Source organism: Streptomyces sp. NPDC127129 (genome assembly GCF_042671585.1).
Taxonomy (GTDB): domain Bacteria; phylum Actinomycetota; class Actinomycetes; order Streptomycetales; family Streptomycetaceae; genus Streptomyces.
The window spans coordinates 1-24,188 of record NZ_JBHXTV010000009.1; the positions used below are offsets into that span (position 1 = coordinate 1).

At 70.8% G+C, this 24,188-nt stretch carries 23 protein-coding genes and 2 rRNA genes; 18 read left to right on the plus strand and 7 right to left on the minus strand.

Annotated features, from left to right (window positions below; genetic code table 11):
• From ACFVGW_RS18315 to ACFVGW_RS18360, 10 genes are all read left to right on the plus strand, one after another.
• A 23S ribosomal RNA gene (locus ACFVGW_RS18315) occupies positions 1–94 on the plus strand; the annotation flags it as partial.
• Positions 95–178: 84 nt separating this feature from the next.
• Positions 179–295, plus strand: a 5S ribosomal RNA gene (gene rrf, locus ACFVGW_RS18320).
• Between the two features lie 72 nt (positions 296–367).
• Positions 368–1,015: an HAD family hydrolase gene (locus ACFVGW_RS18325; RefSeq protein WP_385852704.1), complete on the plus strand. Its 648-nt coding sequence runs from the start codon at positions 368–370 to the stop codon at positions 1,013–1,015.
• A 43-nt stretch (positions 1,016–1,058) separates the two neighbouring features.
• Complete coding sequence (locus tag ACFVGW_RS18330; RefSeq protein ID WP_385852705.1) at positions 1,059–2,270, plus strand: MFS transporter; 1,212 nt, start codon at positions 1,059–1,061, stop codon at positions 2,268–2,270.
• The gene (locus ACFVGW_RS18335) at positions 2,239–3,417 is read left to right on the plus strand and encodes an acetoin utilization protein AcuC (RefSeq protein ID WP_385852706.1); all 1,179 of its coding nucleotides are present in this window, start codon (positions 2,239–2,241) and stop codon (positions 3,415–3,417) included. Before ACFVGW_RS18330 ends, ACFVGW_RS18335 begins: the two co-directional genes overlap by 32 nt.
• 137 nt (positions 3,418–3,554) lie before the next feature.
• The gene (locus tag ACFVGW_RS18340) at positions 3,555–4,370 is read left to right on the plus strand and encodes a phosphatase (protein WP_383222604.1); all 816 of its coding nucleotides are present in this window, start codon (positions 3,555–3,557) and stop codon (positions 4,368–4,370) included.
• Positions 4,371–4,498: 128 nt separating this feature from the next.
• Complete coding sequence (locus ACFVGW_RS18345; RefSeq protein WP_158988220.1) at positions 4,499–4,708, plus strand: helix-turn-helix domain-containing protein; 210 nt, start codon at positions 4,499–4,501, stop codon at positions 4,706–4,708.
• 121 nt (positions 4,709–4,829) lie between these two features.
• A complete protein-coding gene (locus ACFVGW_RS18350; protein ID WP_003948845.1) occupies positions 4,830–4,928 on the plus strand; it encodes a 30S ribosomal protein bS22 in 99 nt (32 codons plus the stop codon).
• 194 nt (positions 4,929–5,122) lie between these two features.
• Positions 5,123–6,163: an NAD-dependent epimerase/dehydratase family protein gene (locus ACFVGW_RS18355; protein ID WP_383222606.1), complete on the plus strand. Its 1,041-nt coding sequence runs from the start codon at positions 5,123–5,125 to the stop codon at positions 6,161–6,163.
• A 2-nt stretch (positions 6,164–6,165) separates the two neighbouring features.
• Positions 6,166–7,248, plus strand: coding sequence for a lysophospholipid acyltransferase family protein (locus ACFVGW_RS18360; protein WP_385852707.1), 1,083 nt, complete (start codon positions 6,166–6,168; stop codon positions 7,246–7,248).
• A 63-nt stretch (positions 7,249–7,311) separates the two neighbouring features.
• Here ACFVGW_RS18360 and ACFVGW_RS18365 read toward each other — a convergent pair whose 3' ends face one another.
• The 3 genes from ACFVGW_RS18365 to ACFVGW_RS18375 form a co-directional block, all read right to left on the minus strand.
• Positions 7,312–8,517 (minus strand): DUF5667 domain-containing protein, encoded by a 1,206-nt coding sequence (locus tag ACFVGW_RS18365; protein WP_352187031.1) that lies wholly within the window; start codon positions 8,515–8,517, stop codon positions 7,312–7,314.
• 334 nt (positions 8,518–8,851) lie between these two features.
• Positions 8,852–9,643, minus strand: a complete 792-nt coding sequence (locus ACFVGW_RS18370) for an ECF subfamily RNA polymerase sigma factor, BldN family (RefSeq protein ID WP_137988687.1) — start codon at positions 9,641–9,643, stop codon at positions 8,852–8,854.
• Between the two features lie 485 nt (positions 9,644–10,128).
• Positions 10,129–11,079 carry an HAD family hydrolase gene (locus ACFVGW_RS18375; protein WP_385852708.1) on the minus strand — a complete coding sequence of 317 codons (951 nt, stop codon included), beginning with the start codon at positions 11,077–11,079 and terminating at the stop codon, positions 10,129–10,131.
• Between the two features lie 135 nt (positions 11,080–11,214).
• On the opposite strand from ACFVGW_RS18375, the gene ACFVGW_RS18380 reads away from it, so the two are divergent.
• The 6 genes from ACFVGW_RS18380 to hemB all read left to right on the plus strand — a co-directional run bounded on the left by ACFVGW_RS18380 (position 11,215) and on the right by hemB (position 17,734).
• Entirely contained in the window at positions 11,215–11,505 is a 291-nt protein-coding gene (locus ACFVGW_RS18380; protein WP_383222614.1) for a glutaredoxin family protein, read from the plus strand.
• Positions 11,506–11,777: 272 nt separating this feature from the next.
• On the plus strand, positions 11,778–12,569 hold the full coding sequence (locus ACFVGW_RS18385) for a redox-sensing transcriptional repressor Rex (RefSeq protein WP_352187034.1): 792 nt from the start codon (positions 11,778–11,780) through the stop codon (positions 12,567–12,569).
• The gene (locus ACFVGW_RS18390; protein ID WP_352187035.1) at positions 12,566–13,921 is read left to right on the plus strand and encodes a glutamyl-tRNA reductase; all 1,356 of its coding nucleotides are present in this window, start codon (positions 12,566–12,568) and stop codon (positions 13,919–13,921) included. Before ACFVGW_RS18385 ends, ACFVGW_RS18390 begins: the two co-directional genes overlap by 4 nt.
• A complete protein-coding gene (gene hemC / locus ACFVGW_RS18395; protein ID WP_385852709.1) occupies positions 13,918–14,904 on the plus strand; it encodes a hydroxymethylbilane synthase in 987 nt (328 codons plus the stop codon). The genes ACFVGW_RS18390 and hemC overlap by 4 nt, the downstream gene beginning before the upstream one ends.
• Positions 14,901–16,571 carry a uroporphyrinogen-III synthase gene (locus ACFVGW_RS18400; protein WP_352187037.1) on the plus strand — a complete coding sequence of 557 codons (1,671 nt, stop codon included), beginning with the start codon at positions 14,901–14,903 and terminating at the stop codon, positions 16,569–16,571. The genes hemC and ACFVGW_RS18400 overlap by 4 nt, the downstream gene beginning before the upstream one ends.
• 161 nt (positions 16,572–16,732) lie before the next feature.
• Positions 16,733–17,734 carry a porphobilinogen synthase gene (hemB, locus tag ACFVGW_RS18405; RefSeq protein ID WP_383222621.1) on the plus strand — a complete coding sequence of 334 codons (1,002 nt, stop codon included), beginning with the start codon at positions 16,733–16,735 and terminating at the stop codon, positions 17,732–17,734.
• A gap of 72 nt (positions 17,735–17,806) precedes the next feature.
• Here hemB and ACFVGW_RS18410 read toward each other — a convergent pair whose 3' ends face one another.
• A complete protein-coding gene (locus ACFVGW_RS18410; protein WP_385852913.1) occupies positions 17,807–18,355 on the minus strand; it encodes a hypothetical protein in 549 nt (182 codons plus the stop codon).
• 40 nt (positions 18,356–18,395) lie between these two features.
• Entirely contained in the window at positions 18,396–19,271 is an 876-nt protein-coding gene (locus ACFVGW_RS18415; protein WP_385852710.1) for an NAD(P)-dependent oxidoreductase, read from the minus strand.
• A gap of 174 nt (positions 19,272–19,445) precedes the next feature.
• Between ACFVGW_RS18415 and ACFVGW_RS18420 the strand changes: the two genes are divergently transcribed.
• Positions 19,446–19,715 (plus strand): DUF1876 domain-containing protein, encoded by a 270-nt coding sequence (locus ACFVGW_RS18420; RefSeq protein ID WP_352187198.1) that lies wholly within the window; start codon positions 19,446–19,448, stop codon positions 19,713–19,715.
• 9 nt (positions 19,716–19,724) lie between these two features.
• On the opposite strand, the gene ACFVGW_RS18425 is transcribed toward ACFVGW_RS18420, so the two are convergent.
• Positions 19,725–20,453: a DUF4232 domain-containing protein gene (locus ACFVGW_RS18425; protein WP_385852711.1), complete on the minus strand. Its 729-nt coding sequence runs from the start codon at positions 20,451–20,453 to the stop codon at positions 19,725–19,727.
• A gap of 272 nt (positions 20,454–20,725) precedes the next feature.
• Here ACFVGW_RS18425 and ACFVGW_RS18430 point away from each other — a divergent pair, with 272 nt between their 5' ends.
• Positions 20,726–22,216, plus strand: coding sequence for a helix-turn-helix domain-containing protein (locus ACFVGW_RS18430; RefSeq protein ID WP_385852712.1), 1,491 nt, complete (start codon positions 20,726–20,728; stop codon positions 22,214–22,216).
• A gap of 61 nt (positions 22,217–22,277) precedes the next feature.
• Here ACFVGW_RS18430 and argS read toward each other — a convergent pair whose 3' ends face one another.
• Positions 22,278–24,038, minus strand: a complete 1,761-nt coding sequence (argS, locus tag ACFVGW_RS18435) for an arginine--tRNA ligase (RefSeq protein WP_385852713.1) — start codon at positions 24,036–24,038, stop codon at positions 22,278–22,280.
• Between the last annotated feature and the right edge of the window lie 150 nt (positions 24,039–24,188).

Below are 24,188 nucleotides of genomic sequence, written 5' to 3' on the forward strand. Positions count from 1 at the left end.
AGGCTCCCAGTAGACGACTGGGTTGATAGGCCGGATGTGGAAGCCCAGTAATGGGTGGAGCTGACCGGTACTAATAGGCCGAGGGCTTGTCCTCAGTTGCTCGCGTCCACTGTGTTAGTTCTGAAGTAACGAACACGCCCCCCCCTATGGGTGGTGCGGCGGTTCAACTTCATAGTGTTTCGGTGGTCATAGCGTTAGGGAAACGCCCGGTTACATTCCGAACCCGGAAGCTAAGCCTTTCAGCGCCGATGGTACTGCAGGGGGGACCCTGTGGGAGAGTAGGACGCCGCCGAACAATCATTGTGGGAAAGCCCCGCACCTTATGGTGCGGGGCTTTTCTGCGTTCACCCCCGATTATCGTGTGGGCATGCGCTATGACCTGATCGTCTTCGACAACGACGGTGTCCTCGTCGACAGTGAGCCCCTCGCCAACACCATCCTGGCCGGCTACCTCACCGAGCTCGGGCACCCCACCTCGTACGAGGACTCCCTGCGGGACTACATGGGCTCCGCCGTGCATCGCGTCCACGATCTGATCGGGGAGCGGACCGGCCGACGGCTGCCCCTGGACTTCGACGAGACCTTGCACGCGCGTACGTTCGCCGCCTTCGAGAGGGAGTTGGAGGCCGTTGCCGGGATCACCGAGGTGCTGAAGCAGCTCGTCGACGGCGAGGTTCCGTACTGTCTGGCCTCCTCCGGATCCCATGAGCGGATTCGCGTCGGGCATCGCAAGACCGGGCTCGACGCCTGGTTCCGGGACGAGAACATCTTCAGCGCCGAGGACGTCGGCAGGGGCAAGCCGGAGCCCGACCTGTTCCTTCACGCCGCTGCTCGGATGGGGGTCGCGCCCGAGCTGTGTGTGGTCGTCGAGGACAGCCGGCTCGGGGTCCAGGCGGCGCTGGCCGCCGGGATGGACGTGTACGCGTTCGCTGCGATGACGCCCGAGGAGAAGCTCGCCGGAGCCACCGGGTTCTTCCGGAGCATGGACGAGCTGCCGGCGATTTTGGGTCTGTGATCCATCTACCCATGGGTAGGCCCGGGTCCTACGCTGTGCCGCCATGACGGATGCGCGGTTGCGGCGTGGGCGGGGATCCCTGGCGGTCAGTTTCTTCGTGCAGGGAGTGACGTTCGCGCTCCTTGTGACCCGAATACCGGCCATCCAGGACCGGTACGGCATCTCCGACGGGCTGCTGCCCGTCTTCCTGGCCGCTGTGCCCATCCTCGCCGGTGTGTCCAGTGTGGCCACGGAGAAGGTGGTGGCCCGGGTGGGGCCGGGGGCGGTGCTGCGGTGGGCGCAGCCGGTCGTCCTGCTGGCGCTGCTGGCCGTCGGCGCGGGTACGCGACTGTGGCAGGTCGCCGTCGCCCTCGGGGTCTTCGGGCTCGCGGTCGGTGCGCTGGACGCGTCCATGAACATGCTCGGGGTGAGCCTCCAGCGGGCGTACGGGCGGTCCATCATGCTCGGGTTCCACGCCGCGTACAGCCTCGGCGGGATCGCCGGGGCCTCGCTGGCCTGGGCCGGGGCGCACTGGCATCTGCCGCTGTTCGTGTCCTATCTGCCCGTCGTCGGTGTGCTGCTGCCGGCGGCTCTCGTGGCGAGCCGCTGGTACACGCCGGGGGTGAAGCCGTCCGAGGCCGAGGCCGGGGCCGAGGAGGTCCGGGCGGGTGGGGCCGGGGTCTCCTTCGCGCTCCTGCTGCCGCTCTGTCTCGTGATGACCTTCGCGTACATCGGGGACTCGACGGTCTCCAACTGGAGTGCCAAGTACCTCCAGGACGTGCTCGGCAGTTCGGAGGAGCTGGCGACCGTGCCGTACAACGCCTATATGGTCACCACGCTTCTGGGGCGTGCGGTGGGCGACTTCGGGGTGCGGCGGCTGGGTGCGGCCGCCGTCGTGCGGTGCGGTGCGGTCCTCGCCGCGCTCGGGTTCGCGCTGGTCGCGGTGGCGCCGGGGGCCTGGGCGGGGATGGCCGGGTTCACCGTCCTGGGGCTCGGGCTGAGCGTGGTCGTGCCGCAGACGTTCGCGGCCGCCGGGCGGCTCTTCCCTGGGGCGAGCGACGCGGCGGTCGCGCGGCTGAACGTCTTCAACTACGTCGGGTTCCTGATCGGGTCCCCGTTGGTGGGGGCCCTCGGGGACGCCTGGAGCTATCGGGGGGCGATGCTCGTGCCGATGGTGCTGGTCCTGGTGACGGTGGTGTACGCCACGTCGTTCGGTTCTCGAGCGGCCCGATACGGTGGCGGGCATGAGCGGCCGCGCACTGTTGATGTGGGATGAAGCTGTCACGCAGTACGACTTCGGGTCCGAGCATCCGATGGATCCGGTACGGCTCGCGCTGACCATGGGGTTGGTGCGGGCGTACGAGCTCGACCGTGCCGTGGACGTGGTGGCGGCGAGGCCGGCCGGTGACTCGACGCTGCGTCTGGTGCACCGCGAGGACTATGTGGCGGCCGTGCGGGCGGCTTCGGCCGATCCGCGTCACGCGGACCAGGCGTACGGTCTGGGGACGGTCGACGATCCGGCGTTCGCGGGGATGCATGAGGCGTCGGCGCTGATCGCCGGGCAGTCGGTCGGGGCGGCGGAGGCGGTGTGGCGTGGTGAGGCGGCGCACGCGGTGAACTTCGCGGGCGGGCTGCATCACGCGATGCCGGGTGCGGCGTCGGGGTTCTGCATCTACAACGACGCCTCGCTGGCGATCGCGCGCCTTCTGGAGCTGGGTGCGGAGCGGGTCGCGTACGTGGATGTGGACGTCCACCACGGTGACGGGGTGCAGGCGGCGTTCTGGGAGGATCCGCGGGTTCTGACGATCTCGCTGCACGAGCACCCGCGGACGCTGTTCCCGCAGACGGGGTGGCCGGAGGAGACGGGTGCGTCGGGTTCCGCCGAGGGGTCCGCGGTGAACGTGGCGCTGCCGGCGGGAACCGGGGACGCCGGGTGGCTGCGGGCGTTCCACGCGGTCGTGCCCGAGCTGATCGCGGACTTCCGGCCGCAGGTCCTGGTGACGCAGCACGGTGCCGATACGCATTTCGAGGATCCGCTGGCGCATCTGGCGGTGTCGCTGGACGCGCAGCGGGCCGTGCAGGTGGCCTGCCATGAGCTCGCGCACGCGCACGTGGACGGCGGGAAGTGGGTCGCGCTGGGTGGTGGCGGCTACGCGGTGGTGGATGTCGTGCCGCGGTCGTGGACACATCTGGTGGGGATCGCCGCGCACGCGGAGATCGAGCCCGAGTCGGTGATCCCTTCGTCGTGGCGTGACCTGGTCTACGCACGGACGCGGCAGCCGGGGCCGATCCGGATGACGGACGGGCGGTGGCCGGTGGAGTGGCGGGAGTGGGAGCAGGGGTACGACCCGGCGGACCGGCTCGATCAGGCGGTGCTCGCGACGCGGCGGTCGGCGTTCCCGCTCCGTGGGCTGCTCGCGTAGACGTACTCCCGCGGGCATCCGGAGAGAGCTGAAGGTGCGCTGAAGTTGCGTGGAGACGGGGCGGGTTGTTACGCCGACTGTGCGGTGTCGCCCGGGTTCTGGCCCCTCGTCACCTTCGCTCGGGCAGCATCGAGAGGGTGCTGAGTACCGGGGCGCTGCGGGCGCATCTGTTGGCGGCGGGGTTGGCTGGGACCGTGGCGACCTCGCGTGAGGAGAGTCTGCGGAGTTACCGGCTCTTCGCGGCGCGGGATCCGCGGGTGATGCTGGGCCTCGACCCCGAATGGGGCTGGGGCGAGGGAGACTTGCTGCGGCTGATGGCGGACAAGTGCGGGGTGTCGCGGGATCCGGCGCACCGCTCGGGTCCCGATGTCATCGACCCGGAACGGACGTTGGGCGCGCTGGACGCGTTCGCCCAGCGGCTCGGTGAGGCGGCCGGCCGACGGGCCCCCGTGCTGTTCGGGACCGGTCATCCGCATCGGCTGCTCGGCTTCTACGGAGCGCTCGCAGACGCTTTGTCGGCGGCGGGATGTCTTGTTCTCACACCCGCGCAGGGGCGATGTGTCGACATAACGACCCGGTTCGGTCTACGCACGTACGTCCTCGACTACGCGCGGGGTGTCGCGCTGGTGCGAGAACCGGGTCTGCCGGGAACCGGGCGTGAGACGGGGGCGCACACCCATTCGCCGCTACCGGTCAGGGCCGCTCTGGAGGGGGTCGTGGAGGAGGGCTGGCCACTTCCGGAACTTGTCGTGGGGGACCACGGATGGGTCTGCGGTGCAGGTCAGCTGGGTATCGAGGCCATAGGTCTGGCTGATACGGACGATCCCGCGCTGTTCGTCGGGGAGGCGGAGGGGCAGGTCTCCGTAGCAGTTCCGCTTGATGACGGGGTGCGGTCCGATTACTACCGCCCGCTTACTCGCTATGTACTCAATCGAGCGTGTCTGTCACGGTAAACGGCCGATGGCTGCTCCTCTTCCCCACTCGTACCACACGCCCCTAGTCTGGAGCGTGAGCGCACAGCGACGCAGGGTCACCGGAGGGGAAGCCGGTGGGCGTCGTGTGCGGAAGGTACAGGTGGGTCATGGCTGCTGGCGATCGGCCTCTGAACGAGGTCAAGTTTCTTACCGTGGCGGAAGTCGCCTCGGTGATGCGAGTGTCGAAGATGACCGTGTACCGCTTGGTGCACAGCGGTCATCTGCCGGCGATCCGGGTGGGCAGGTCCTTCCGGGTCCCGGAACAGGCGGTTCACGAGTACCTCAGGGAGTCCTTCGTGGGGGTGGAGACGGCCTAGTCGAGGGTCCCCGTACCCCTCGGATTACAACTGCGGCGCTCTGGCCGGTAGGCTAGGCCGACGTAGGTCGTGTGGGCCCAGACGCCCCGCACCGAGTGAGAAGAAGTGAGCGAGGGTAGTCGTGGGCTCTGTTATCAAGAAGCGGCGCAAGCGGATGGCCAAGAAGAAGCACCGCAAGCTGCTCAAGCGCACCCGCGTTCAGCGTCGCAACAAGAAGTAAGCGACGGCTGTAACGACGGCTGTTTGTGCGTCGAAGCGTGGCCCTTCACCGAAATCGGTGAGGGGCCACGTTTTTTTCGGCCGGTTCCACCCTGTTGCCCACGGCGGTCATCGCAGCGCAACAACGAGGCGCTACGGTGGCGCACAGGGCCCTGCGGGAGAACCCGGGGCCGAGAGCGACGGAAGGCGCTGATCTTGGGCAAGGTCGTGCTCGTCACCGGTGCGGCCCGGCATCTCGGAGGCCGATTCGTACGGCGTCTCCAGCGGGACCCCGAGGTGGACAGAGTGGTCGCCGTGGACGCCGTTCCACCGGCACACGACCTCGGCGGAGCCGATTTCGTACGGGCGGACATCCGCCAGCCCGCCATCGCCAAGGTGCTCGCCGAGCACGAGGTGGACACGGTCGTCCACATGGACGTCACCGGTATCGCGCTGGGCGCCGGCGGCCGTGCGTCCACCAAGGAGACCAACGTCATCGGCACCATGCAGCTGCTGGGTGCCTGCCAGAAGTCTCCGCGGATCCGACGACTCGTGATCAAGTCCAGTACGAGTGTCTACGGCTCCGCGCCCCGCGACCCGGCCGTCTTCACCGAGACGACGCCGCCGAAGTCGCTGCCGAGCGGTGGTTTCGCCAAGGACGCCGTCGAGGTCGAGGGGTACGTACGGGGCTTCGCGCGGCGCCGCCCGGACGTGGCCGTCTGTGTGCTGCGGTTCGCGAACATCCTCGGGCCGCGGGTGGACTCCCCGCTCGCCGAGTATCTGTCCCTGCCGGTCATGCCGACCGTCTTCGGCTACGACCCGAGGCTGCAGTTCGTCCATGAGGACGACGTCGTCGACGTCCTGGAGCTCGCCTCCGGCGAGCCGCGCCGGGCGACGCTGAACAGCGGCACGTTCAATGTGGCGGGTGACGGTGTGCTGCTGCTGTCGCAGTGCGCGCGGCGGCTGGGGCGTCCGACGGTGCCGGTGCTGCTGCCCGCGGTCACCTGGGTGGGCTCGGCGCTGCGCACGGTCGGGGTGACCGACTTCTCGCCCGAGCAGATCCGGCTCCTCACCCATGGCCGGGTGGTCTCCACGGTCCAGATGCGCGAGACCCTCGGCTTCACCCCTCGGTTCACGACGGCGGAGACCTTCGCGGACTTCGTCCGCAGCCGAGGGCCGGGGCTGTTGCCGCCGGAGACGCTCGCGGGGGCCGTGGACCGGGTCGCGGCCCGGCTGGATCAGAAGGAGCCCAGGTAACGATGGCGGACGCCAAGGTCATTCCGTTCGACGACGACCGTTCACGGTCGCGCCGGCGGCCCGGCAGGGCGGCCAGGGACGCCGCCGTACGGGCTCTGCCGACGCAGCAGGGGCCCGAGGAGGCTCCGTGGCCCGCCGTGCCGGTGGAGGCCGCGAAGAGCGCGGAGGCCGTGGAGGCCTCCGGTACCGGCCCGGACGGCGCCGCGGACCGGCCGGACGGCGCTTCGGGTGCCGAGGGGCCTCGGAGCGGGTGGGAGCGGCGGCTCGCGGGTGGGCTGTCGTTCCTACGGCGGCGCGTGACCGGTGAGTACGAGGTCGACGAGTTCGGTTACGACAAGGAGCTCACCGACCAGGTCCTGATGTCGCTGGTGCGGCCGCTCGCGGAGAAGTACTTCCGCGTGGATGTGAAGGGCGTGGAGAACATCCCCGCCGAGGGTGGTGCCCTGGTGGTGGCGAACCACTCGGGGACGCTGCCGCTGGACGGTCTGATGATGCAGGTCGCCGTGCACGACCACCATCCGGCGGGCCGTCATCTGCGGCTGCTCGCGGCGGACCTGGTCTTCATGCTGCCGGTGATAAACGAGCTCGCCCGTAAGGCCGGGCACACGCTGGCGTGTGCGGAGGACGCGGAGCGGCTGCTGCGGTCCGGCGAGATCGTGGGCGTGATGCCGGAGGGCTTCAAGGGCATCGGGAAGCCCTTCAGTGAGCGGTACAAGCTGCAGCGTTTCGGCCGGGGCGGGTTCGTCTCGACGGCGCTGCAGGCCGGGGTGCCGATCGTGCCGTGTTCGATCGTGGGGGCGGAGGAGATCTATCCGATGCTCGGCAACGCGAAGACGCTGGCGCGGGTGCTGGGCTTCCCGTACTTCCCGATCACGCCGACGTTCCCCTGGCTGGGGCCGCTCGGCGCGGTGCCGCTGCCGACGAAGTGGACGATCCAGTTCGGTGAGCCGATTCCGACGGACGGCTATCCGCCGGAGGCGGCGGAGGACCCGATGCTGATGTTCAACCTGACGGACCAGGTCCGCGAGCAGATCCAGCACACGCTGTACAAGCTGCTGGTGCAGCGCAGGTCCGTGTTCTTCTGATCTTCCGGCCGTACGTGTGTGGGGCGCCCCCTCCGGAGAGGGGGCGCCCCACACACGTACCGGCTAGGGGGCGTCCTCGCTGTCGATGCCGAGACCGGGGAGCAGGCCCGGCAGCAGCGGCGGCAGCGTGACATCCGGCATGTCGGGTGTCGTGTGGCTGCCGGACGGCGTGGGGAGCGTCCCGGTCGGCGGGTTGTCGAGCAGTCCGCCCGTGTTCCCGCCGAGCAGGCCGTCGTCCTGTGGGGAGCCCGTGCCCGAGCCGGAGCCCGAGGGCTGGGGCCGGGTGGAGCCTTCGCCGCCCGTGGAGGGGGCGGCCGGGGAGGACGGCGGGCGCTGGGTGTGCGTACGCGGGGTGTCCTGCGGGGTGCCGGCGCCGCCGCTCTCGACGGCTCCCTTCTCCGGGGTGCGGGGGAGCATGCTCTGGAGCGGCTCGACCTCTTCGTCTATGGCGACGAAGACGTCGTTCACCTCCTTGCCGACGTCGCTGAGCTGGACGGGCAGCCGGTCGCGCAGGCCGTTCCAGGTGGAGCGGTGGGCCTGGGCGAAGGAGTTCAGCCGGGCCATCGGCCCGATCTCGCCGTCCCGTTCGTACGCCTGGCGCAGCAGTCGGTGGCCCTCGGAGGCGTCGTGCTTCATGCCGCCGAGGACGCGCCGGATCTCGCTGAGGGACTCGTGGTCGAGGTCGCCCGCGCGTCCTCGCTCCATGAGCCTGCGCGCCTCGCTGAGCCGTGTCGACGCCTGGTCCAGGAAGATCCCGCCCCGCTCGGAGTCGTCGTCGGCCATGCCGCGCTTGATGTCCTCCATCCCGCGCTTCAGCCCGTAGAGCGAATCACCGGGGAGGGCGTCGGAGCTGGCAGCGGCCACACCGCTGAAAGCTCCCGCGGCCACACCGACCGTGAGGCCGCCTGCCGCGATGCCCTTCGACCAGCGGGAGCGGGGGCGCAATTTCCGGAGCGGGGAGGCCCGGTGGGCTCCCCGCCCGCTCGACGTCCGTTGCTCCGGCACGGTAGGGCCCGCGGCTGCGCTCCCCTCCGCGAGCATCGCTTCCATGGCGGCGACGAGCTGCGCTCGTTGCACCACCTTGACCTCGGGGTCCATCTCCGGCCTCGGCAGCTCGCCGAGACCGTTCGCCAGGGCCAACAGCCGCCCCTGTTCCGCCGGTTCGGCCGACGCCTCGGGCTGCTCGGCCGTCGCGTCGTCGGGCGTCCGGTCATCCAGGGCCTGGGCGAAGGCGTTCGCCCGCCGGTGCGCCGATACGTTCGCGATCACTGGCGGCACCTCCTCTCGTCATGACGGTCGACTCCCCGGGGTGTCCGGAAGGTTGCACGCCTTGAACACATCCACACGAAAGAGTGAGTGGCTGTGGGCATGGCGTGACCACAGGGAGCCTGCATTCCGCACAACGAGCGGCGCGGCACTTGGGTTACGCGCGAAAGATGATCGGACCAGTGCGTCATCGAGGCGTCACCGACTGTGAGTTGGACGGGGGTCGGGGGCATGGGGGGCGTGGAGGGCTCGAGGGTGGGGACGTGCGGGGACGGAGCCATGGGTGCGCGGGCGCAGGCGCGGTGGGTGGGGGGCTCGTGTGGGGGGCGTGCGGAGGTCAGCGGGCGTCGTCCGGGAGCAGGCGTGCGAGGGTGCGCACGGCCCGGTACTGGAGGGTCTTGATCGCGCCCTCGTTCTTGCCCATGACCCGGGCCGTCTCGGCGACCGAGAGGCCCTGCAGGAAGCGCAGGGTCACGCACTCCTGCTGCTGGGGGTTGAGCCTGCGGACGGCGTCGAGCAGCGCGGCGTTCGAGAGGGACTCCAGGACGGAGTCCTCGGGGCTGCGCTCGACCTCGTTGGCGTCGAGCATCTCGCCGGTGGTCACCTCCAGCCGGAAGCGGCTGGACTTGAAGTGGTCGGCGACCAGGTTGCGGGCGATGGTGACCAGCCAGGCGCCGAAGTCGCGGCCCTGCCAGGTGAAGGTGGAGATCCGGCGCAGGGCGCGCAGGAACGTCTCGCTGGTGAGGTCCTCCGCCGTCGCCTTCCCGCCGACGCGGTAGTAGATGTAGCGGTAGACGGTGTCGCTGTACTGGTCGTACAGGCGGCCGAAGGCTTCGGCCTCGCCGGCCTGGGCGCGCTCGACCAGGTCCATCATGCGGGCGCTGTCGCTGTCGGCGGTGGGGCGGCGGGCGGCGGTCGAGGTTCCGGTGCCGCCGCGGCTGCCCCGTCTGCCGACAGCGGCACCGCTCTCGGCGAGGGCATAGCAGGGACCGGCGGGTGCCGGTGCGGCGAAGGCAAAGGCGGGGACAGGGCCGGCGTACGCGGTGGGGACGAAGCCGCGCAAGTGGTCGAGGACCGTTGCGCGCAGCGTAGCCAGGCCCGAGGCGTCAACCCCGACGTGTGGGTACACGGGACTCCCAGAGGCAGAGCTTCCATCACGTGCAGTGCGGGACCGTTCACTCGTCGTGGCGACGTGTGGGTTCCGTTGTGCGTCTGAGGAGAATAACGCTTCGTACAGGCAGCGCTACACCCAGTTGCTCAAATCATCGATTCCGTCGCATCCGTTACTACTTGCGGACGGGATTCTTCGCACTTCGTGACCGGTTGTTGATCACATGGCTTCCGAGTGTGACTGCGTGCACGCTCTGTTGTGGTCGAGTGTCAGGGCCGTGAGTGATCTGGGCCGCTGCTGGGTAGGGAGCCGCGAATGCCTCTGAGTCGACCTGTGCGGCGGTGTTCGACCACGTAAGGGTGAGGGCGACGGTTCCCGCGTTGTCGCAGACGATCACAGCCGAAACGTATCGGCAGCGGGTGGTGCGCCCTCGGTGCGCCATGGCGCTGCGGTGTGTTCGGTGGCGCCCGGCGTGTCGTGCGCGGGGTGCGGGGTGTGCCGGGTCAGCGGCGGCGGCGGTGCAGGGCGACGGCGGCGGCCGTGCCGCCCGCGAGCGCCCCGACGCCGGCCGCGGCCGGGATGCCGACCTTGGCGGCCTTGCGGCCCGTCCGGTAGTCGCGCAGCCGCCAGTCACGGGCCTTCGCGTGCTTGCGCAGCTTGGTGTCCGGGTTGATGGCGTACGGATGGCCGACCAGCGAGAGCATCGGGATGTCGTTGTGCGAGTCGCTGTACGCCGCGCAGCGGTTCAGGTCCAGGCCCTCGGCCGCGGCCAGGGCGCGCACCGCCTCCGCCTTGGCGGGCCCGTGCAGGGGCTCGCCGACGAGCTTCCCGGTGTAGACGCCGTCGACGGACTCGGCGACCGTGCCGAGCGCGCCGGTCAGGCCGAGGCGCCGGGCGATGATCGTGGCCGTCTCGACGGGCGCGGCGGTCACGAGCCAGACCTTCTGTCCGGCGTCGAGGTGGGCCTGGGCGAGGGCGCGCGTGCCGGGCCAGATGCGGTCGGCCATGTACTCGTCGTAGATCTCCTCGCCGATGGACATCAGCTCGGAGACGCGGTGGCCCTTGACGATGGACAGCGCGCTGTCGCGGGCGTCCTGCATGTGCTCGGGGTCCTCGACGCCGGCGAGCCGGAACCAGGCCTGCTGCCAGGCGAAGCGGGCCAGTTCGCGGCGCTGGAAGAACTTCCGCTTGTACAGGCCGCGGCCGAAGTGGAAGATCGCGGCGCCCTGCATCACGGTGTTGTCGAGGTCGAAGAAGGCGGCGGCCTCGGCGTCGCCCACGACGGGGAACTCGGGCTCGGCCGGCTTCTCGGGCTCGGCGAGTGCAGCCGTCTCCCGTTCCAGTTCGAGCTGTTGCGAGGACTTGCGCGCCGCTTCGGCGGCGGCCTCGCCTGCCAGAACGCTGCGCGCGGTGGCGGAGCGCCTACGGGGGGTGAGCCATCCCATTGCGGCCATGTCGTGAGCATAGCCAGTCTGTTCGGTGGTTCCCGACGCGTCGGGCTGCGGCGGCGTGAACACTCCGCGACTCTCCTGTTACGCGGGCATCGGGGGCAAGCTGGAGACAGGGGGCACGGCGCGGCGCGGCGCAGAATGGACGGCATGTTTGGACGAGCGAAGAAGAACACCTCCGGCGCTCCCGCCGCCGCGCGGACGGTGACGCTGATCGGCAAGCCGGGCTGTCATCTCTGCGACGATGCCCGTGCCGTGGTCGAGGCGGTCTGCGCCGAGACCGGAGCGAGCTGGGAGGAGAAGGACATCACCCAGGACGAGGAGCTCCACCGGGCGTACTGGGAGCAGATTCCGGTGGTCCTGGTCGACGGCGAGCAGCACACGTTCTGGCGTGTGGACGCCGGGCGGCTCAGGCGTGAACTGGGTGGCTGACGCGAAGACGGTTACCATCGTGGACGTTTTGTTGGGCTTCGGGGGCATGATCGTGAGGAGAGTGTGCGGTTTTGCCCTCTTCGGGTTCCCAACGGCTTGAGGCGCTCCGCGGTTCCGTCCTGGCGCGAACCGGTTGCGTGACCCCGGTCACTTTGGCCGGACAAAACGGACACCATCTTTGTGCACGCGTTCACAAAGACATAGCCTGCATTCGACGGGGCGGTCTTGGGACACACGGCCGCCTGCAGCCCCGCTCATCCCGCAGGAGCACCGTGGCAACTGGCCGAACTCACCGACCGGCGACCCGTAGCCGAGGAATTCCCGAGGCCACCGTCGCCCGGCTTCCGCTGTATCTGCGTGCGCTCACCGCACTGTCGGAGCGCTCCGTACCCACGGTCTCCTCCGAGGAGCTCGCGGCCGCCGCGGGCGTCAACTCCGCGAAGCTGCGCAAGGACTTCAGCTACCTCGGTTCCTACGGCACGCGGGGTGTCGGCTACGACGTCGAGTACCTCGTCTACCAGATCTCCCGTGAGCTCGGCCTGACGCAGGACTGGCCCGTCGTCATCGTCGGTATCGGTAACCTCGGCGCCGCGCTCGCCGGCTACGGCGGCTTCGCCTCCCGTGGCTTCCGGGTCGCCGCGCTCATCGACGCCGACCCCGCCATGACCGGCAAGCCGGTCGCCGGGATCCCCGTCCAGCACAGCGACGACCTCGAGAAGATCATCGAGGAGGACGGCGTCTCGATCGGCGTCATCGCGACCCCCGCCGGCGTCGCCCAGCAGGTCTGCGACCGGCTCGTGGCAGCCGGCGTCACCTCGATCCTGAACTTCGCCCCGACCGTGCTCTCCGTGCCCGACGGCGTGGACGTGCGCAAGGTCGACCTCTCCATCGAGCTGCAGATCCTCGCCTTCCACGAGCAGCGCAAGGCCGGCGAGGAGGCCGAGACCGAGGCCGCCGCCGCACCGGCGCCGCCCGTGCCGCTCGGCTCGGCGGGCGAGACCCCGGCCAAGGGCACCGGCCGCAAGGGACCCGACGGGGACGTCCCCGCCGTGATGCCGGCATGAGTCTCCTCGTCGTCGGCCTCAGCCACCGCAGCGCTCCGGTCAGCGTCCTGGAGCGGGCCTCGCTCGCCTCGGACACCCAGGCCAAGCTGCTGCAGGACACCCTCGCCGCCGAACCGGCCGCCGAGGGCGCGGTCCTGGCCACCTGCAACCGGATCGAGCTCTACGCCGACGTGGACAAGTTCCACGCCGGTGTCGCCGAGCTGTCCACGCTCCTCGCCCAGCACAGCGGCGTCGGGCTGGAGGAGCTCACCCCCTATCTCTACGTGCACTACGAGGACCGGGCCGTCCACCACCTCTTCTCGGTGGCCTGCGGGCTCGACTCCATGGTCGTCGGCGAGGGCCAGATCCTCGGCCAGATCAAGGACGCCCTCGCGCTCGGCCAGGACCTGCACACCGCGGGCCGCCTCCTCAACGACCTGTTCCAGCAGGCGCTGCGGGTCGGCAAGCGCGCCCACAGCGAGACCGGGATCGACCGGGCCGGGCAGTCGCTCGTCACGTTCGGCCTGGAGCAGCTCGCGCAGGGTGCGGACGTCGACGCCTGGGCCGCGGGCAAGCGGGCCCTGGTGATCGGCGCCGGCTCGATGTCCTCGCTGGCCGCCGCCACCCTCGCGCGCTCCGGCGTCGCCGAGATCGTGATCGCCAACCGTACGGCCGCGCGTGCCGAGCGGCTGGTGCAGATCCTCACCGAGCCCGGCGGTACGGGCGTGGCCGCGCGCGCGGTCGAGATGGTTGCCGTCGGCGACGAACTGACACGTGCCGACATCGTCGTCTCCTGCACCGGAGCCACCGGACTCGTCCTGACCGGCGAGGCGGTCGAGACCGCGATGGCGGGCCGTACGGCCCCGCTCGCCCTGCTCGACCTCGCCATGCCGCGCGACATCGACGCCGCCGCCCACCGCACGCCGGGCGTCCGGCTCGTCGACATCGAGTCGCTCGCGGAGGCCTCCGCCGACGCCCCCATGGCCGCCGACGTCGACCAGGTGCGCTCCATCGTCTCCGACGAGGTGGCCGCCTTCGGCGCCGCCCAGCGCGCCGCGCACATCACCCCGACCGTCGTCGCCCTGCGCACCATGGCCGCCGATGTCGTCGCGGGCGAGGTGGCACGGCTGGAGGGCCGGCTCCCCGGCCTCGACGACAAGCAGCGCGCCGAGATCACCCAGACCGTACGCCGGGTGGTCGACAAGCTCCTGCACGCGCCCACCGTGCGGGTCAAGCAGCTGGCCAGCGAGCCCGGCGGCGCCGGGTACGCCGACGCGCTGCGGACACTCTTCGACCTCGACCCGGAGACGGTCGCCTCCGTCTCCCGGGCCGACCTGAATGACGCCGACGTCAAGAACCGAGGGCGAGTATGACCGAGAGGGCACTGAGGCTCGGGACCAGGCGCAGCAAGCTCGCCATGGCCCAGTCCGGGCATGTGGCCGACGCCGTCCGGCGGACGACAGGCCGGCCCGTCGAGCTCGTGGAGATCACGACGTACGGGGACGTCTCCCGTGAGCACCTCGCACAGATCGGCGGCACCGGCGTGTTCGTCGCCGCGCTGCGCGACGCGCTCCTGGCCGGCGAGGTGGACTTCGCCGTCCACTCCCTGAAGGACCTGCCGACCGCACAGCACCCCGACCTGGTGCTGGCCGCCATCCCGGAGCGCGAGGACCCGCGCGACGTGCTGGTCGCCCGCGAAGGGGTGACGCTGGACCGGCTGCCCGACGGCGCCCGGATCGGCACCGGGTCGCCGCGCCGCGCCGCGCAGCTCAACGCGTACGCGCGCAGCCACGGGCTGACCATCGAGACCGTGCCGATCCGCGGGAACATCGACACCCGCGTCGGATACGTACGTGGCGGAGAGCTGGACGCGGTGGTTCTCGCCGCGGCCGGCCTCAACCGCATCGGCGGGACGGCGGAGCTCACCGGCTCCCTGTCGCTCGACCACCTGTCGGTCGACTCCGTCCTGCCCGCCCCCGGCCAGGGGGCACTGGCGATCGAGTGCCTGGCGTCCGACGCCGACCTCGTCGCCGCGCTCGCCGTCCACGACGACCCGCACACCCGGGCCGCCGTGACCGCCGAGCGCTCCCTGCTCGCCGCCCTGGAGGCCGGCTGCTCCGCACCCGTGGGTGCGCTGGCCGACCTGCTGGCCGAGGATTCCGGCCGCGGGCAGATTGTCACCGAAATGCGCCTGCGCGGCGTCGTCGGCACCACCGACGGCTCGACGCTGGTGCAGCTGTCCACCACCGGTCCCGTACCCGCGTCGCACGACGAGGCGATGGCGCTCGGACGCGAACTCGCGGACGAGATGCTCGCCAAGGGTGCGGCCGGTCTTATGGGGGAGCGAGCACTTTGAGCCCCACCAGCCCGACCACCAGCCCCGCGCCCACGGCCTTCTTCGGCCACGGGAGCGTCACCTTCCTCGGCGCCGGACCCGGCGACCCCGGACTGCTGACACTCCGGGCCGTCGAAGCCCTCGCCGGCGCGGACGTACTGATCGCCGAGCCGGAGGTGCTCGAAGTCGTCCGGTGCCATGCGCGCGCGGGCGTGAGCACGCCTGAGCTGACGATTGTTGACGAGGCGTCAACAACCGCCGGTGTCCCCGTGTTGAGGGATGCCACCAATCTTGTCATGGAGGCCGCACGGGGCGGCAAGCGGGTCGTCCGTGCGGTGACCGGCGACCCCGGCCTCGACGGAAACGCAGGTCAGGAGATGCTCGCCTGCGCTGCCGAGGGCATCCCCTTCGAGGTCGTGCCCGGTGTCGCCACGGCGGTGGGCGTACCCGCGTACGCCGGTGTCCCGCTGCGTGACGCGCAGGGCACCGATGTGCGCTTCGTCGACGCCCGGACCGCCGACGACCGCTGCTGGACCGAGGTCGGAGCCTCGGACGGCACCGTGGTCGTGTCCACCTCGCTGGACGCGGTGGCGGCTGCGGCCGGTGAGCTGGTGGCGGCAGGCCGTAAGCCGGACACCCCGCTCACCGTGACCATCGGCGGCACGACGACCCGGCAGCGGACCTGGACCGCGACGCTCGGCACGATCGCGCAGGTCTTCAAGCAGGGGAAGATCCTCCCCTCGCCCGAGGGCCACCGGCCGGTCATAGCCGTGGTCGGCGAGCGCAGCGCCCCGGCGCAGCGGGACCAGCTGGCCTGGTTCGAGTCCAAGCCGCTCTTCGGCTGGCGGGTACTCGTGCCGCGCACCAAGGAGCAGGCCGCGTCGCTCTCCGACCAGCTGCGTTCGTACGGCGCGGTGCCGCACGAGGTGCCGACCATCGCCGTCGAGCCGCCGCGGACCCCGCAGCAGATGGAGCGGGCCGTCAAGGGCCTGGTGACCGGACGCTACGAGTGGATCGCCTTCACGTCGGTCAACGCGGTGAAGGCGGTGCGGGAGAAGTTCGAGGAGTACGGGCTCGACGCGCGTGCCTTCGCCGGGATCAAGGTCGCGGCGGTGGGCGAGCAGACCGCCGCGGCGCTCGTCGACTTCGGTGTGAAGCCGGACCTGGTGCCGAGCGGTGAGCAGAGCGCCGCGGGGCTCCTGGAGGACTGGCCGCCGTACGACCCGGTCTTCGACCCGATCGACCGCGTCTTCCTGCCGCGGGCGGACATCGCGACGGAGACGCTGGTCGCGGGCCTCATCGAGCTCGGGTGGGAGGTCGACGACGTCACCGCCTACCGGACGGTGCGGGCGTCGCCGCCGCCGGCGGACACGCGTGAGGCGATCAAGGGCGGCGGCTTCGATGCCGTGCTGTTCACCTCGTCCTCGACCGTGCGGAACCTGGTGGGGATCGCCGGGAAGCCGCACAACGTGACGGTCATCGCCTGTATCGGTCCGGCGACCGCGAAGACCGCGGAGGAGCACGGGCTGCGGGTGGACGTGCTCTCGCCCGAGCCGTCGGTGCACAAGCTCGCGGAGGCGCTGGCGGACTTCGGTCTGCGACGGCGGGCGGCGGCGCTGGAGGCCGGGGACCCGGTGACGCGGCCTTCGGAGCGGCGTCCGGGCGCGCGGAGGCGTCGGACCACGTGAGGTTCGCCGGGGTGCGGGGTCCTGTGAAGGCCCCGCACCTCCTGCGTTGTGGGGTGGGTGCGACGCCGTCGTCGGCGTCGGCCTCGCCCGGTCCGCGCCGGCGAACGTATGCCCACAACTCGTCGGCAAAGCCAGGGCCCCCACCGGCGTAGCCTCGTCGTATGAACTCGTACGGAACCTTTCCCGGGGCGCGGCCGCGGCGGCTGCGGACGACTCCTGCCATGCGGCGGATGGTGGCCGAGACGCGGCTGAGCCCGGCCGATCTGATCCTTCCCGCGTTCGTGCGCGAGGGGATCACCGAGCCGCGGCCGATCGCCGCGATGCCCGGCGTGGTGCAGCACTCGCGGGACACCCTGCGGAAGGCCGCCGTGGAGGCGCTGGAGGCCGGGGTCTCCGGGATCATGCTCTTCGGTGTGCCGGAGGACGAGAAGAAGGACGGCGCCGGGACCGCGGGCACGGACCCGGACGGGATTCTGCAGGTCGCGATCCGGGACGTGAAGGCCGAGGTCGGCGACGACCTCGTCATCATGTCGGACCTGTGCCTGGACGAGTACACCGACCACGGGCACTGCGGTGTCCTGGACGAGCACGGGCGGGTCGACAACGACGCGACGCTGGAGCGGTACGCCGAGATGGCCCAGGTCCAGGCCGACGCCGGCGTCCATGTCGTCGGGCCGTCCGGGATGATGGACGGTCAGGTCGGGGTGGTCCGTGACGCGCTGGACACCATCGGCAAGGAGGACGTGTCCATCCTCGCGTACACCGCGAAGTACTCCTCCGCCTTCTACGGCCCCTTCCGTGAGGCCGTCGGTTCGTCCCTGCAGGGCGACCGCAAGACCTACCAGCAGGATCCGGCCAACCTCCGTGAGTCGCTGCGGGAGTTGGCGCTCGACCTGGAGGAGGGGGCCGACATGGTGATGGTGAAGCCGGCGGGTCCCTATCTGGACGTGCTGGCGAAGGTCGCCGACGCCGTGGACGTGCCCGTCGCCGCGTACCAGATCAGTGGTGAGTACGCGATGGTCGAGGCCGCGGCCGAGAAGGGCTGGATCGACCGCGACAGGGCCATCTTCGAGACGCTGACCGGGATCAGGCGCGCGGGCGCGCAGATGATCCTGACCTACTGGGCGACCGAGGTCGCCCAGAAGCTGGGCCGCGGCGTCTGACGCCGGCCGGACGGGCTTCGCGGCCGGCTCAGGGCCGGCTCCGGGCCGGTCGGCGTGCGGCTCGTGGCCGGTCTACCGTGCGGCTCCTCGTACGACGCCTCGATAGGGACGGAACCGCAGGGCGGTTCCGTCCCCTTCGTCTTCGTGGGCGGTGAGGACATGGCCGCTCCTGCCGTCGGCGGCCCGGTGGACGTACTGGGCGACGCCGTCCTCGGAGGCGCCGGTGCTGAGGCTGCGTATCGGAGCGTCCCGCAGCCGCACCACGCGGTCGTGGGTGTAGCGGCCGGGCGGGCCGACCGTGATGAGGGGCCGGATGCGGTCGGCGATGGCCAGCTGGTTGGCGGGGTCCGCGGAGAAGGCCAGGTGGGCGGCGGAGTCGGCCCACTGGGCGTAGTTGAGGATCGTGCGGCCGTCGGAGCCGGCCAGGCAGTGGCGGGCGAGGAAGGTGTCCGGCAGCTCGGCCTGCGCCCAGACGTCCACGACGGCGTCCATGACGAACCGCTGCCGCTCGGCGTCCTCCGTGAACCACTCGGAGATCAGGACGAGGCCCGCGTCCGGGCGGCCGAAGAGGGGAAGGCCGGTGGATTCCACGAGCTTCGCACCCGCTAAATCGTTAGTCATGACTAACAGTTTCCAGGGTGCGTTTCCCGTGCGCAACCGGTTATTTGCGCAGCATCTCCACCAGCCGCGACATGCCGTCCGCGCCGTGCCCCTCCTCGACCGCGCGGTCGAGGAGGACCTGGAGGGGCTCGAAGAGCTCGGTGCTGACGCCCTGAGCCTGGAACGTCGCGATGAAGTTGGGGAAGGCGGCCTGGTTCACGGCGAGGCTGGAGACGTCCGTGAGGTGCGTCCCGGAATCGACGTCCCGGGCGATCTGCGGGACGCCGGCGGCCATCGCCGTGATCCACGGGACCAGAAGCTCGGAGAACTCCTCCGCCCCGATGTTCTCCGTGCGGACCAGCGCCATGGCCTGCATGACGCCGCTGAACATCCCGTACATGCCGGTCAGCAGTCCCAGGTCGTACAGCGCCGCCAGGCCCGGGTCGCCGCCCGTCCACCGGGCGCCGCCGAGGGCGGCCAGGGTCGGACGGTGGGTCTCGTACGCCACCTCGTCACCGCTGTAGAGGACGTACGCCGCCGGGGTCGCGATCATCTGCGGCACGGCCATGATGCCGCCGTCGATGTACCGGGCGCCCAGCTCCCCGGCGCGCACGGAGAGCGCGCGGGCCTGCTCCGGTGTCCCGTTCGTGAGGTTGACCAGGGTCCTTCCGGCCACCGAGTCGCCCAAGGCGGTGAGGAGTTCGTCGACGTTGTCGTTCGTCAGCAGACACAGGACCACGAGCGGGCTCGCCGCCACGGCGTCCCCGGCCGTGGCGGCAGGGAGCGCGCCCTGCGCGACCAGGGGCCCGGTCTTGGCCGGGGAACGGTTCCAGACGGTCACCGGGTGACCGGCCTTCAGGAAGGCGGAGGCGAGGGCGGTGCCCATCATGCCCAGGCCGAGGACGGAGACGGGGGCGAGGGAGGCCGTTGCGGACATGGGTGTGCTCCAGGGCTGGGAATCGGAGGTTCGAGCCGCTGTCCGGCTCGCTTCTCGATCCTTCTCCGGGGCTGTTCGTCCCACAAGTACCGACTTATTGGTCTGGTACGCACCGGTTGGTAAGGATGCGCCGCGCGGCGCACCCTGGAAGTACCTCAGGAGGTGGTCCTCATGATGCACACGCTCGTCGGATGGCACATCGAGATGGAGTTCCAGGAGGACGGCGACCGGACGAGGGCGGCCGCCATGGTGCGCCTCAGTGACGGCACCGAGTTCCGCGCCCAGGGCAACGCCCACAGGCACCCGTCCGACCCGGAGCAGCTGCGGGTGGGCGAGGAGATCGCGGGCGCCCGCGCACTCATGGATCTCGCCTCGCAGCTGCTCCAGAAGGCACACACCGAGATCGACGAGGCGTCCGGGAGGACCTCCCGCCCGATCCGCTGACCGGCGGGCTCAGAAGGTCAGAGCCTGGTCCATCTCGCGCTGCCAGTACGTGACGGTGGCGTCGTCGTCGGCGTACGTACCGCTCGGCGCCGCCACCGTCCTGCCGCTGCCCACGGATCCGCCGGAGCCGTCGCCCGGGGCGAAATGGACAGACACCTTCCGCACGGTGCGGCCGTGGGCGTCGGGGTCGCCGCCCCGCTCGCCCGAGAGGGTGACCGAGGCGTACGCCGAGTCGCCGGGGGCGAGGGTGACGACGGCCTGCGGGCGTGACTCCTCGAGGACGCGGACGGGGGCCTGGGCGTCGTCGAAGCCGACGAACGGTGCACCGTAGGCGTTGCAGGCGCGGCTGCCGGTGTTGGTGACGGTCAGCAGCAGGTGGTTGACGGGGCGGGACACCTTGCTCACGACGACCTTGGCCGTGGCGCCGGTGCAGGCGGTGGTGACCGGGCCGTCGTCCTTCGCTCCGGTCGCGGGCCGCGTCCCCTGCCGCGACGACGGCTGGTTCTGCTTCTGCGGCTGCCGCGAGGGCGAGGCCGAGGCCGGGGCGGCCGACGGCGATGCCTCGCTCGGCAGGGTGGACGGCTTCGACACCGGCTCCTGTCCGGTCGACGACGCCCCCGCCGACGGCTTCGAGGAGGCGGCGGCGGACTCCGCGCCGTCCCCCTGGCAGGCGGTGAGCGACAGCGCGGCGATCAGGGCGGTCGCGGTGGTCGCGGCGACGCGAACGGTGATGCGCATGGGTCTTCCCCCGTGAAGTGTGATGAATGGCTTGATCAGTGACGGTTGATCAGCACGATGGCGATGGCGGTGCAGACGATCAGCACCGCAAGGGCCACGGCGTCCGTGGCTCGGCTCTCCGGCATGGCTCATACCCTGCGGGCCGATGCGTTCCGTCTGCAATCGGCACGGGACAATGGGGGAAGCTGGAACGCACGCACCGACCTGACCTGGGGAAACAAGACTTCCCTGGAACGCGTTCCTGGGACGGCGAGACGAGGGGGACGGGGCGGGTGGCAACGGAGACGGGCGATTTCGCGGAGCTCGTACGCGGACTGAAGGAGCGATCCGGGCTCAGCTACGGGGCGTTGGCCAAGAAGCTGCACGTGAGCACGTCGACGCTGCACCGGTACTGCAACGGGGACGCGGTGCCGACGGAATTCGCCCCCGTGGAGCGGCTCGGGCGGCTGTGCGGGGCCACGCGCGAGGAGTTGATCGCGCTCCACCGCAGCTGGATCGTGGCCGACGACGCCAGAAGGCGGCGGGCCCTGCCGGAGCCGGTGGCTCCGGCCGCCTCGCCGGCCGAGGGGACGGACGACGGGGCGGCCGCTGCTGCAACGGCTGCAACGGGTGTCACGGCCGCCGCGGCTGCCATGGATGCCGCGGTGGCGCGCGCCGATGCCGCCGGATCCGTTGCGCCGGTGGAGCGCGTTGAGCCCGTCGAGTCGGCTGAGCCCGGTGAGTCCGCCGAGCCGGTCGAGCCGGTCGAGCCGGTCGAGTCCGGCGGGACCGCGCCGGAGGCCGTCGAGCCCGGGAAGGACCCGGCCGAGACCCTCGTCACCGTGAGAGCGCCCTCCACGACCGCCCCCCGGTCCCGCAAGCGGCTGCGGATCGCGCTCGCCGCGGCCGCCGTCGTGGCGCTCGCGGTGCCCGTCGCGTACGGCATCGGACGGTCGGATTCCGCACAGCCCACCGGCGACGCGGGCAAGGGCGGGCGCGCCGCCGCAGGCCCCTCCAAGGCGCCCGGCGTGAGCGTCTCCCCGAGCGGCTCGCCGTCCACCGCGTCCCCGTCGGCCTCCACACCCTCCGCCTCCGCCGAGCCCTCGGGCGCGTCCGCGACTCCGAGCCGCACGAAGGGCACCTCGGCGCCCGGCGGCAAGGTGACCGGAACGCCCGTGCGCGCCGGCATCAGCTCGTACAACTGGACGGGTCCCTGCGGGCAGCACTACCTGCTCGACCGCCGGCCCGACCAGGTCCCGCCGCCGCCGAATCCGGAGCAGTCCCGCCGCTGGGCGGCGTCGTTCGACGGGGTCGACGCCGGGCACATGTACCTGGAGCTCACCGCCACCGGCCGTACCGACGCCGCCGTGGTCATCACCGGCCTCCACGTACGGGTGGTGGAGCGCGGCGAGCCCCTCGACCGGACGGCCTACTCCATGGGCGAGGGCTGTGGCGGCGGCGTCACGCCCCAGAGCTTCGACATCGACCTCGACGCGGCGCATCCGGCCGCCAGGCCCATCGCCGGCCAGGACGGCGACCGGACGGTCCCCGCCAAGGACTTCCCGTTCAAGGTGTCCACGAGCGACCCGCAGGTCTTCAACCTCGACGTGCACACCGAGGGGCATGTCGTGACGTGGTATCTGGAGCTGGAGTGGAGCGACGGCGAGCGGCACGGCAAGGTCGTCGTCGACGACGGGGGCAAGCCCTTCAGGACCAGCGCGATGGAGGGCGAGAAGCGCTACGGCTACCAGTACGACACGGACGAGTGGGCCCTGCTGGAGTGAGCGAAGGCCCCGGCACCGTACGGATACGGTGCCGGGGCCTTCGTCGTGCGGCGGAGCGTCGTCAGAGGCGCTCGGGCGTCCGGATGCCCAGCAGGGCCATGCCCTGGTGCAGCGTCCGGGCCGTCAGGTCGCAGATGAACAGCCGGTTCTCCGCGACCTCCTGCGGCGGCTCGGGCTTGATGACCGGGCACTGGTCGTAGAACGTCGTGTACAGCGATGCCAGCTGGTACAGGTACGCGGCGAGCTTGTGCGGGGCGTACTCGGCAGCCGCCTCGGCCACCGTCTCGCCGAACTGGTCCAGGTGCAGGCCGAGCGCGCGCTCCGCCGGGGCCAGCTCCAGCTCGGGGTGGGCGAGCGGAGTGCGCTCGCCGGCCTTGCCGAAGATCGACTTGATACGCGCGTACGCGTACTGGAGGTACACCGACGTGTCGCCGTTCAGCGACACCATCTGGTCCAGGTCGAACTTGTAGTCCCGCGCCGCCGAGGTCGACAGGTCCGCGTACTTCACCGCGCCGATGCCCACCTGGGCACCTCGCTCGGCGATCTCGTCCTCGGTCAGGTCGCGCGCCTTCTCGCGGACCACGGACGCGGCCCGGTCGATCGCCTCGTCCAGCAGGTCCACCAGCCGGACCGTCTCGCCCTCACGGGTCTTGAACGGCTTCCCGTCCTTGCCGAGCACCGTGCCGAAGGCGAGCTGGACGGCCTTCACGTCCTCGTTCAGCCAGCCGGCCCGGCGGGCGGTCTCGAAGACCATCTTGAAGTGCAGGGACTGACGGGCGTCGACCACGTACAGCAGGCTCGTCGCCTTCAGGTTCTGCACCCGGTCCCGGATCGCCGACAGGTCCGTCGCCGCGTAGCCGAAGCCGCCGTCGGACTTCTGGACGATCAGCGGGGTCGGGTTGCCGTCCGGGCCCTTGACGTCGTCGAAGAAGACACAGAGCGCGCCGTTGGAACGGACCGCGACACCGGACTCCTCCAGGATGCGGCAGGTCTCGGTCAGCATGTCGTTGTACCCGGACTCGCCGACGATGTCGGGGTCGCGGATGTCCATGTCCAGCTTCTCGAAGACGGAGAAGAAGTAGATCTTCGACTCGTCGACGAACTTCTGCCACATGGCGAGCGTCTGCGGGTCCCCGGCCTGGAGGTCGACCACCCGGCGACGCGCCCGCGTCTTGAACTCCTCGTCGGAGTCGAAGAACTTGCGCGCGGCCTTGTAAAGCCGGTCGAGGTTCGACATCGCCTCTTCGCCGGACACCTGGGCGTCCTTGTGGTCCAGCTCGTGCGGGTGCTCCTCCAGGTACTGGATGAGCATGCCGAACTGGGTGCCCCAGTCGCCGATGTGGTGGCGGCGGACGACCTTCTCGCCCGTGAACTCCAGGATCTCGACCATCGCGGCGCCGATCACGGCGGAGCGGAGGTGGCCGACGTGCATCTCCTTGGCCACGTTCGGCTGGGCGTAGTCGATCACCGTCGTGCCCGCGTCCGCCGCGAACGGCACGCCGAGGCGGTCGTCGGCGGCGCGCGCGGCGAGGGTCCTGACGATCGCCTCGTCGGTGACCGTGATGTTCAGGAAGCCGGGGCCCGAGACCTCGATCTCCTTCAGCACGTCGTTCGCCGGGATGCCGTCGACCACCTTCGTCGCCAGCTCACGCGGATTGCCCTTGAGCTGCTTGGCGAGGGCCAGGATGCCGTTGGCCTGGAAGTCGGCCCGGTCGCTTCGTCGCAGCAGCGGGTCGGCGGAACCGGCCTCCGGCAGGGCTGCCGAGAGACCTTCCGCGAGACGCTGCTGCACGGTCGAAGCGAGGGAAGGGACCGAGGCCATGAGCTTCCGTTCCTGTCGGTGGTTCGGTGGTGGGCTTTATCGCTTGTCAAGTGTCCCATGGGCGGGCAACGTGTTTTCTCCCTGTGGACAACTCCAGCGCTGTGGACAACCTCGGAGCGGACTGTTCCGTCTGGGAGAATGACTGATGTA

Excerpts from the sequence above, each read along its gene's own strand:
- ACFVGW_RS18325 (WP_385852704.1), top strand. The coding sequence starts at position 368 with ATGCGCTATGACCTGATCGTCTTCGACAACGACGGTGTCCTCGTCGAC.
- ACFVGW_RS18330 (WP_385852705.1), top strand. The coding sequence starts at position 1,059 with ATGACGGATGCGCGGTTGCGGCGTGGGCGGGGATCCCTGGCGGTCAGT.
- ACFVGW_RS18335 (WP_385852706.1), top strand. The coding sequence starts at position 2,239 with ATGAGCGGCCGCGCACTGTTGATGTGGGATGAAGCTGTCACGCAGTAC.
- ACFVGW_RS18345 (WP_158988220.1), top strand. The coding sequence starts at position 4,499 with ATGGCTGCTGGCGATCGGCCTCTGAACGAGGTCAAGTTTCTTACCGTG.
- ACFVGW_RS18360 (WP_385852707.1), top strand. The coding sequence starts at position 6,166 with ATGGCGGACGCCAAGGTCATTCCGTTCGACGACGACCGTTCACGGTCG.
- ACFVGW_RS18375 (WP_385852708.1), bottom strand. The coding sequence starts at position 11,079 with ATGGCCGCAATGGGATGGCTCACCCCCCGTAGGCGCTCCGCCACCGCG.
- ACFVGW_RS18380 (WP_383222614.1), top strand. The coding sequence starts at position 11,215 with ATGGACGGCATGTTTGGACGAGCGAAGAAGAACACCTCCGGCGCTCCC.
- ACFVGW_RS18390 (WP_352187035.1), top strand. The coding sequence starts at position 12,566 with ATGAGTCTCCTCGTCGTCGGCCTCAGCCACCGCAGCGCTCCGGTCAGC.
- hemC (WP_385852709.1), top strand. The coding sequence starts at position 13,918 with ATGACCGAGAGGGCACTGAGGCTCGGGACCAGGCGCAGCAAGCTCGCC.
- hemB (WP_383222621.1), top strand. The coding sequence starts at position 16,733 with ATGAACTCGTACGGAACCTTTCCCGGGGCGCGGCCGCGGCGGCTGCGG.
- ACFVGW_RS18410 (WP_385852913.1), bottom strand. The coding sequence starts at position 18,355 with ATGACTAACGATTTAGCGGGTGCGAAGCTCGTGGAATCCACCGGCCTT.
- ACFVGW_RS18415 (WP_385852710.1), bottom strand. The coding sequence starts at position 19,271 with ATGTCCGCAACGGCCTCCCTCGCCCCCGTCTCCGTCCTCGGCCTGGGC.
- ACFVGW_RS18420 (WP_352187198.1), top strand. The coding sequence starts at position 19,446 with ATGCACACGCTCGTCGGATGGCACATCGAGATGGAGTTCCAGGAGGAC.
- ACFVGW_RS18425 (WP_385852711.1), bottom strand. The coding sequence starts at position 20,453 with ATGCGCATCACCGTTCGCGTCGCCGCGACCACCGCGACCGCCCTGATC.
- argS (WP_385852713.1), bottom strand. The coding sequence starts at position 24,038 with ATGGCCTCGGTCCCTTCCCTCGCTTCGACCGTGCAGCAGCGTCTCGCG.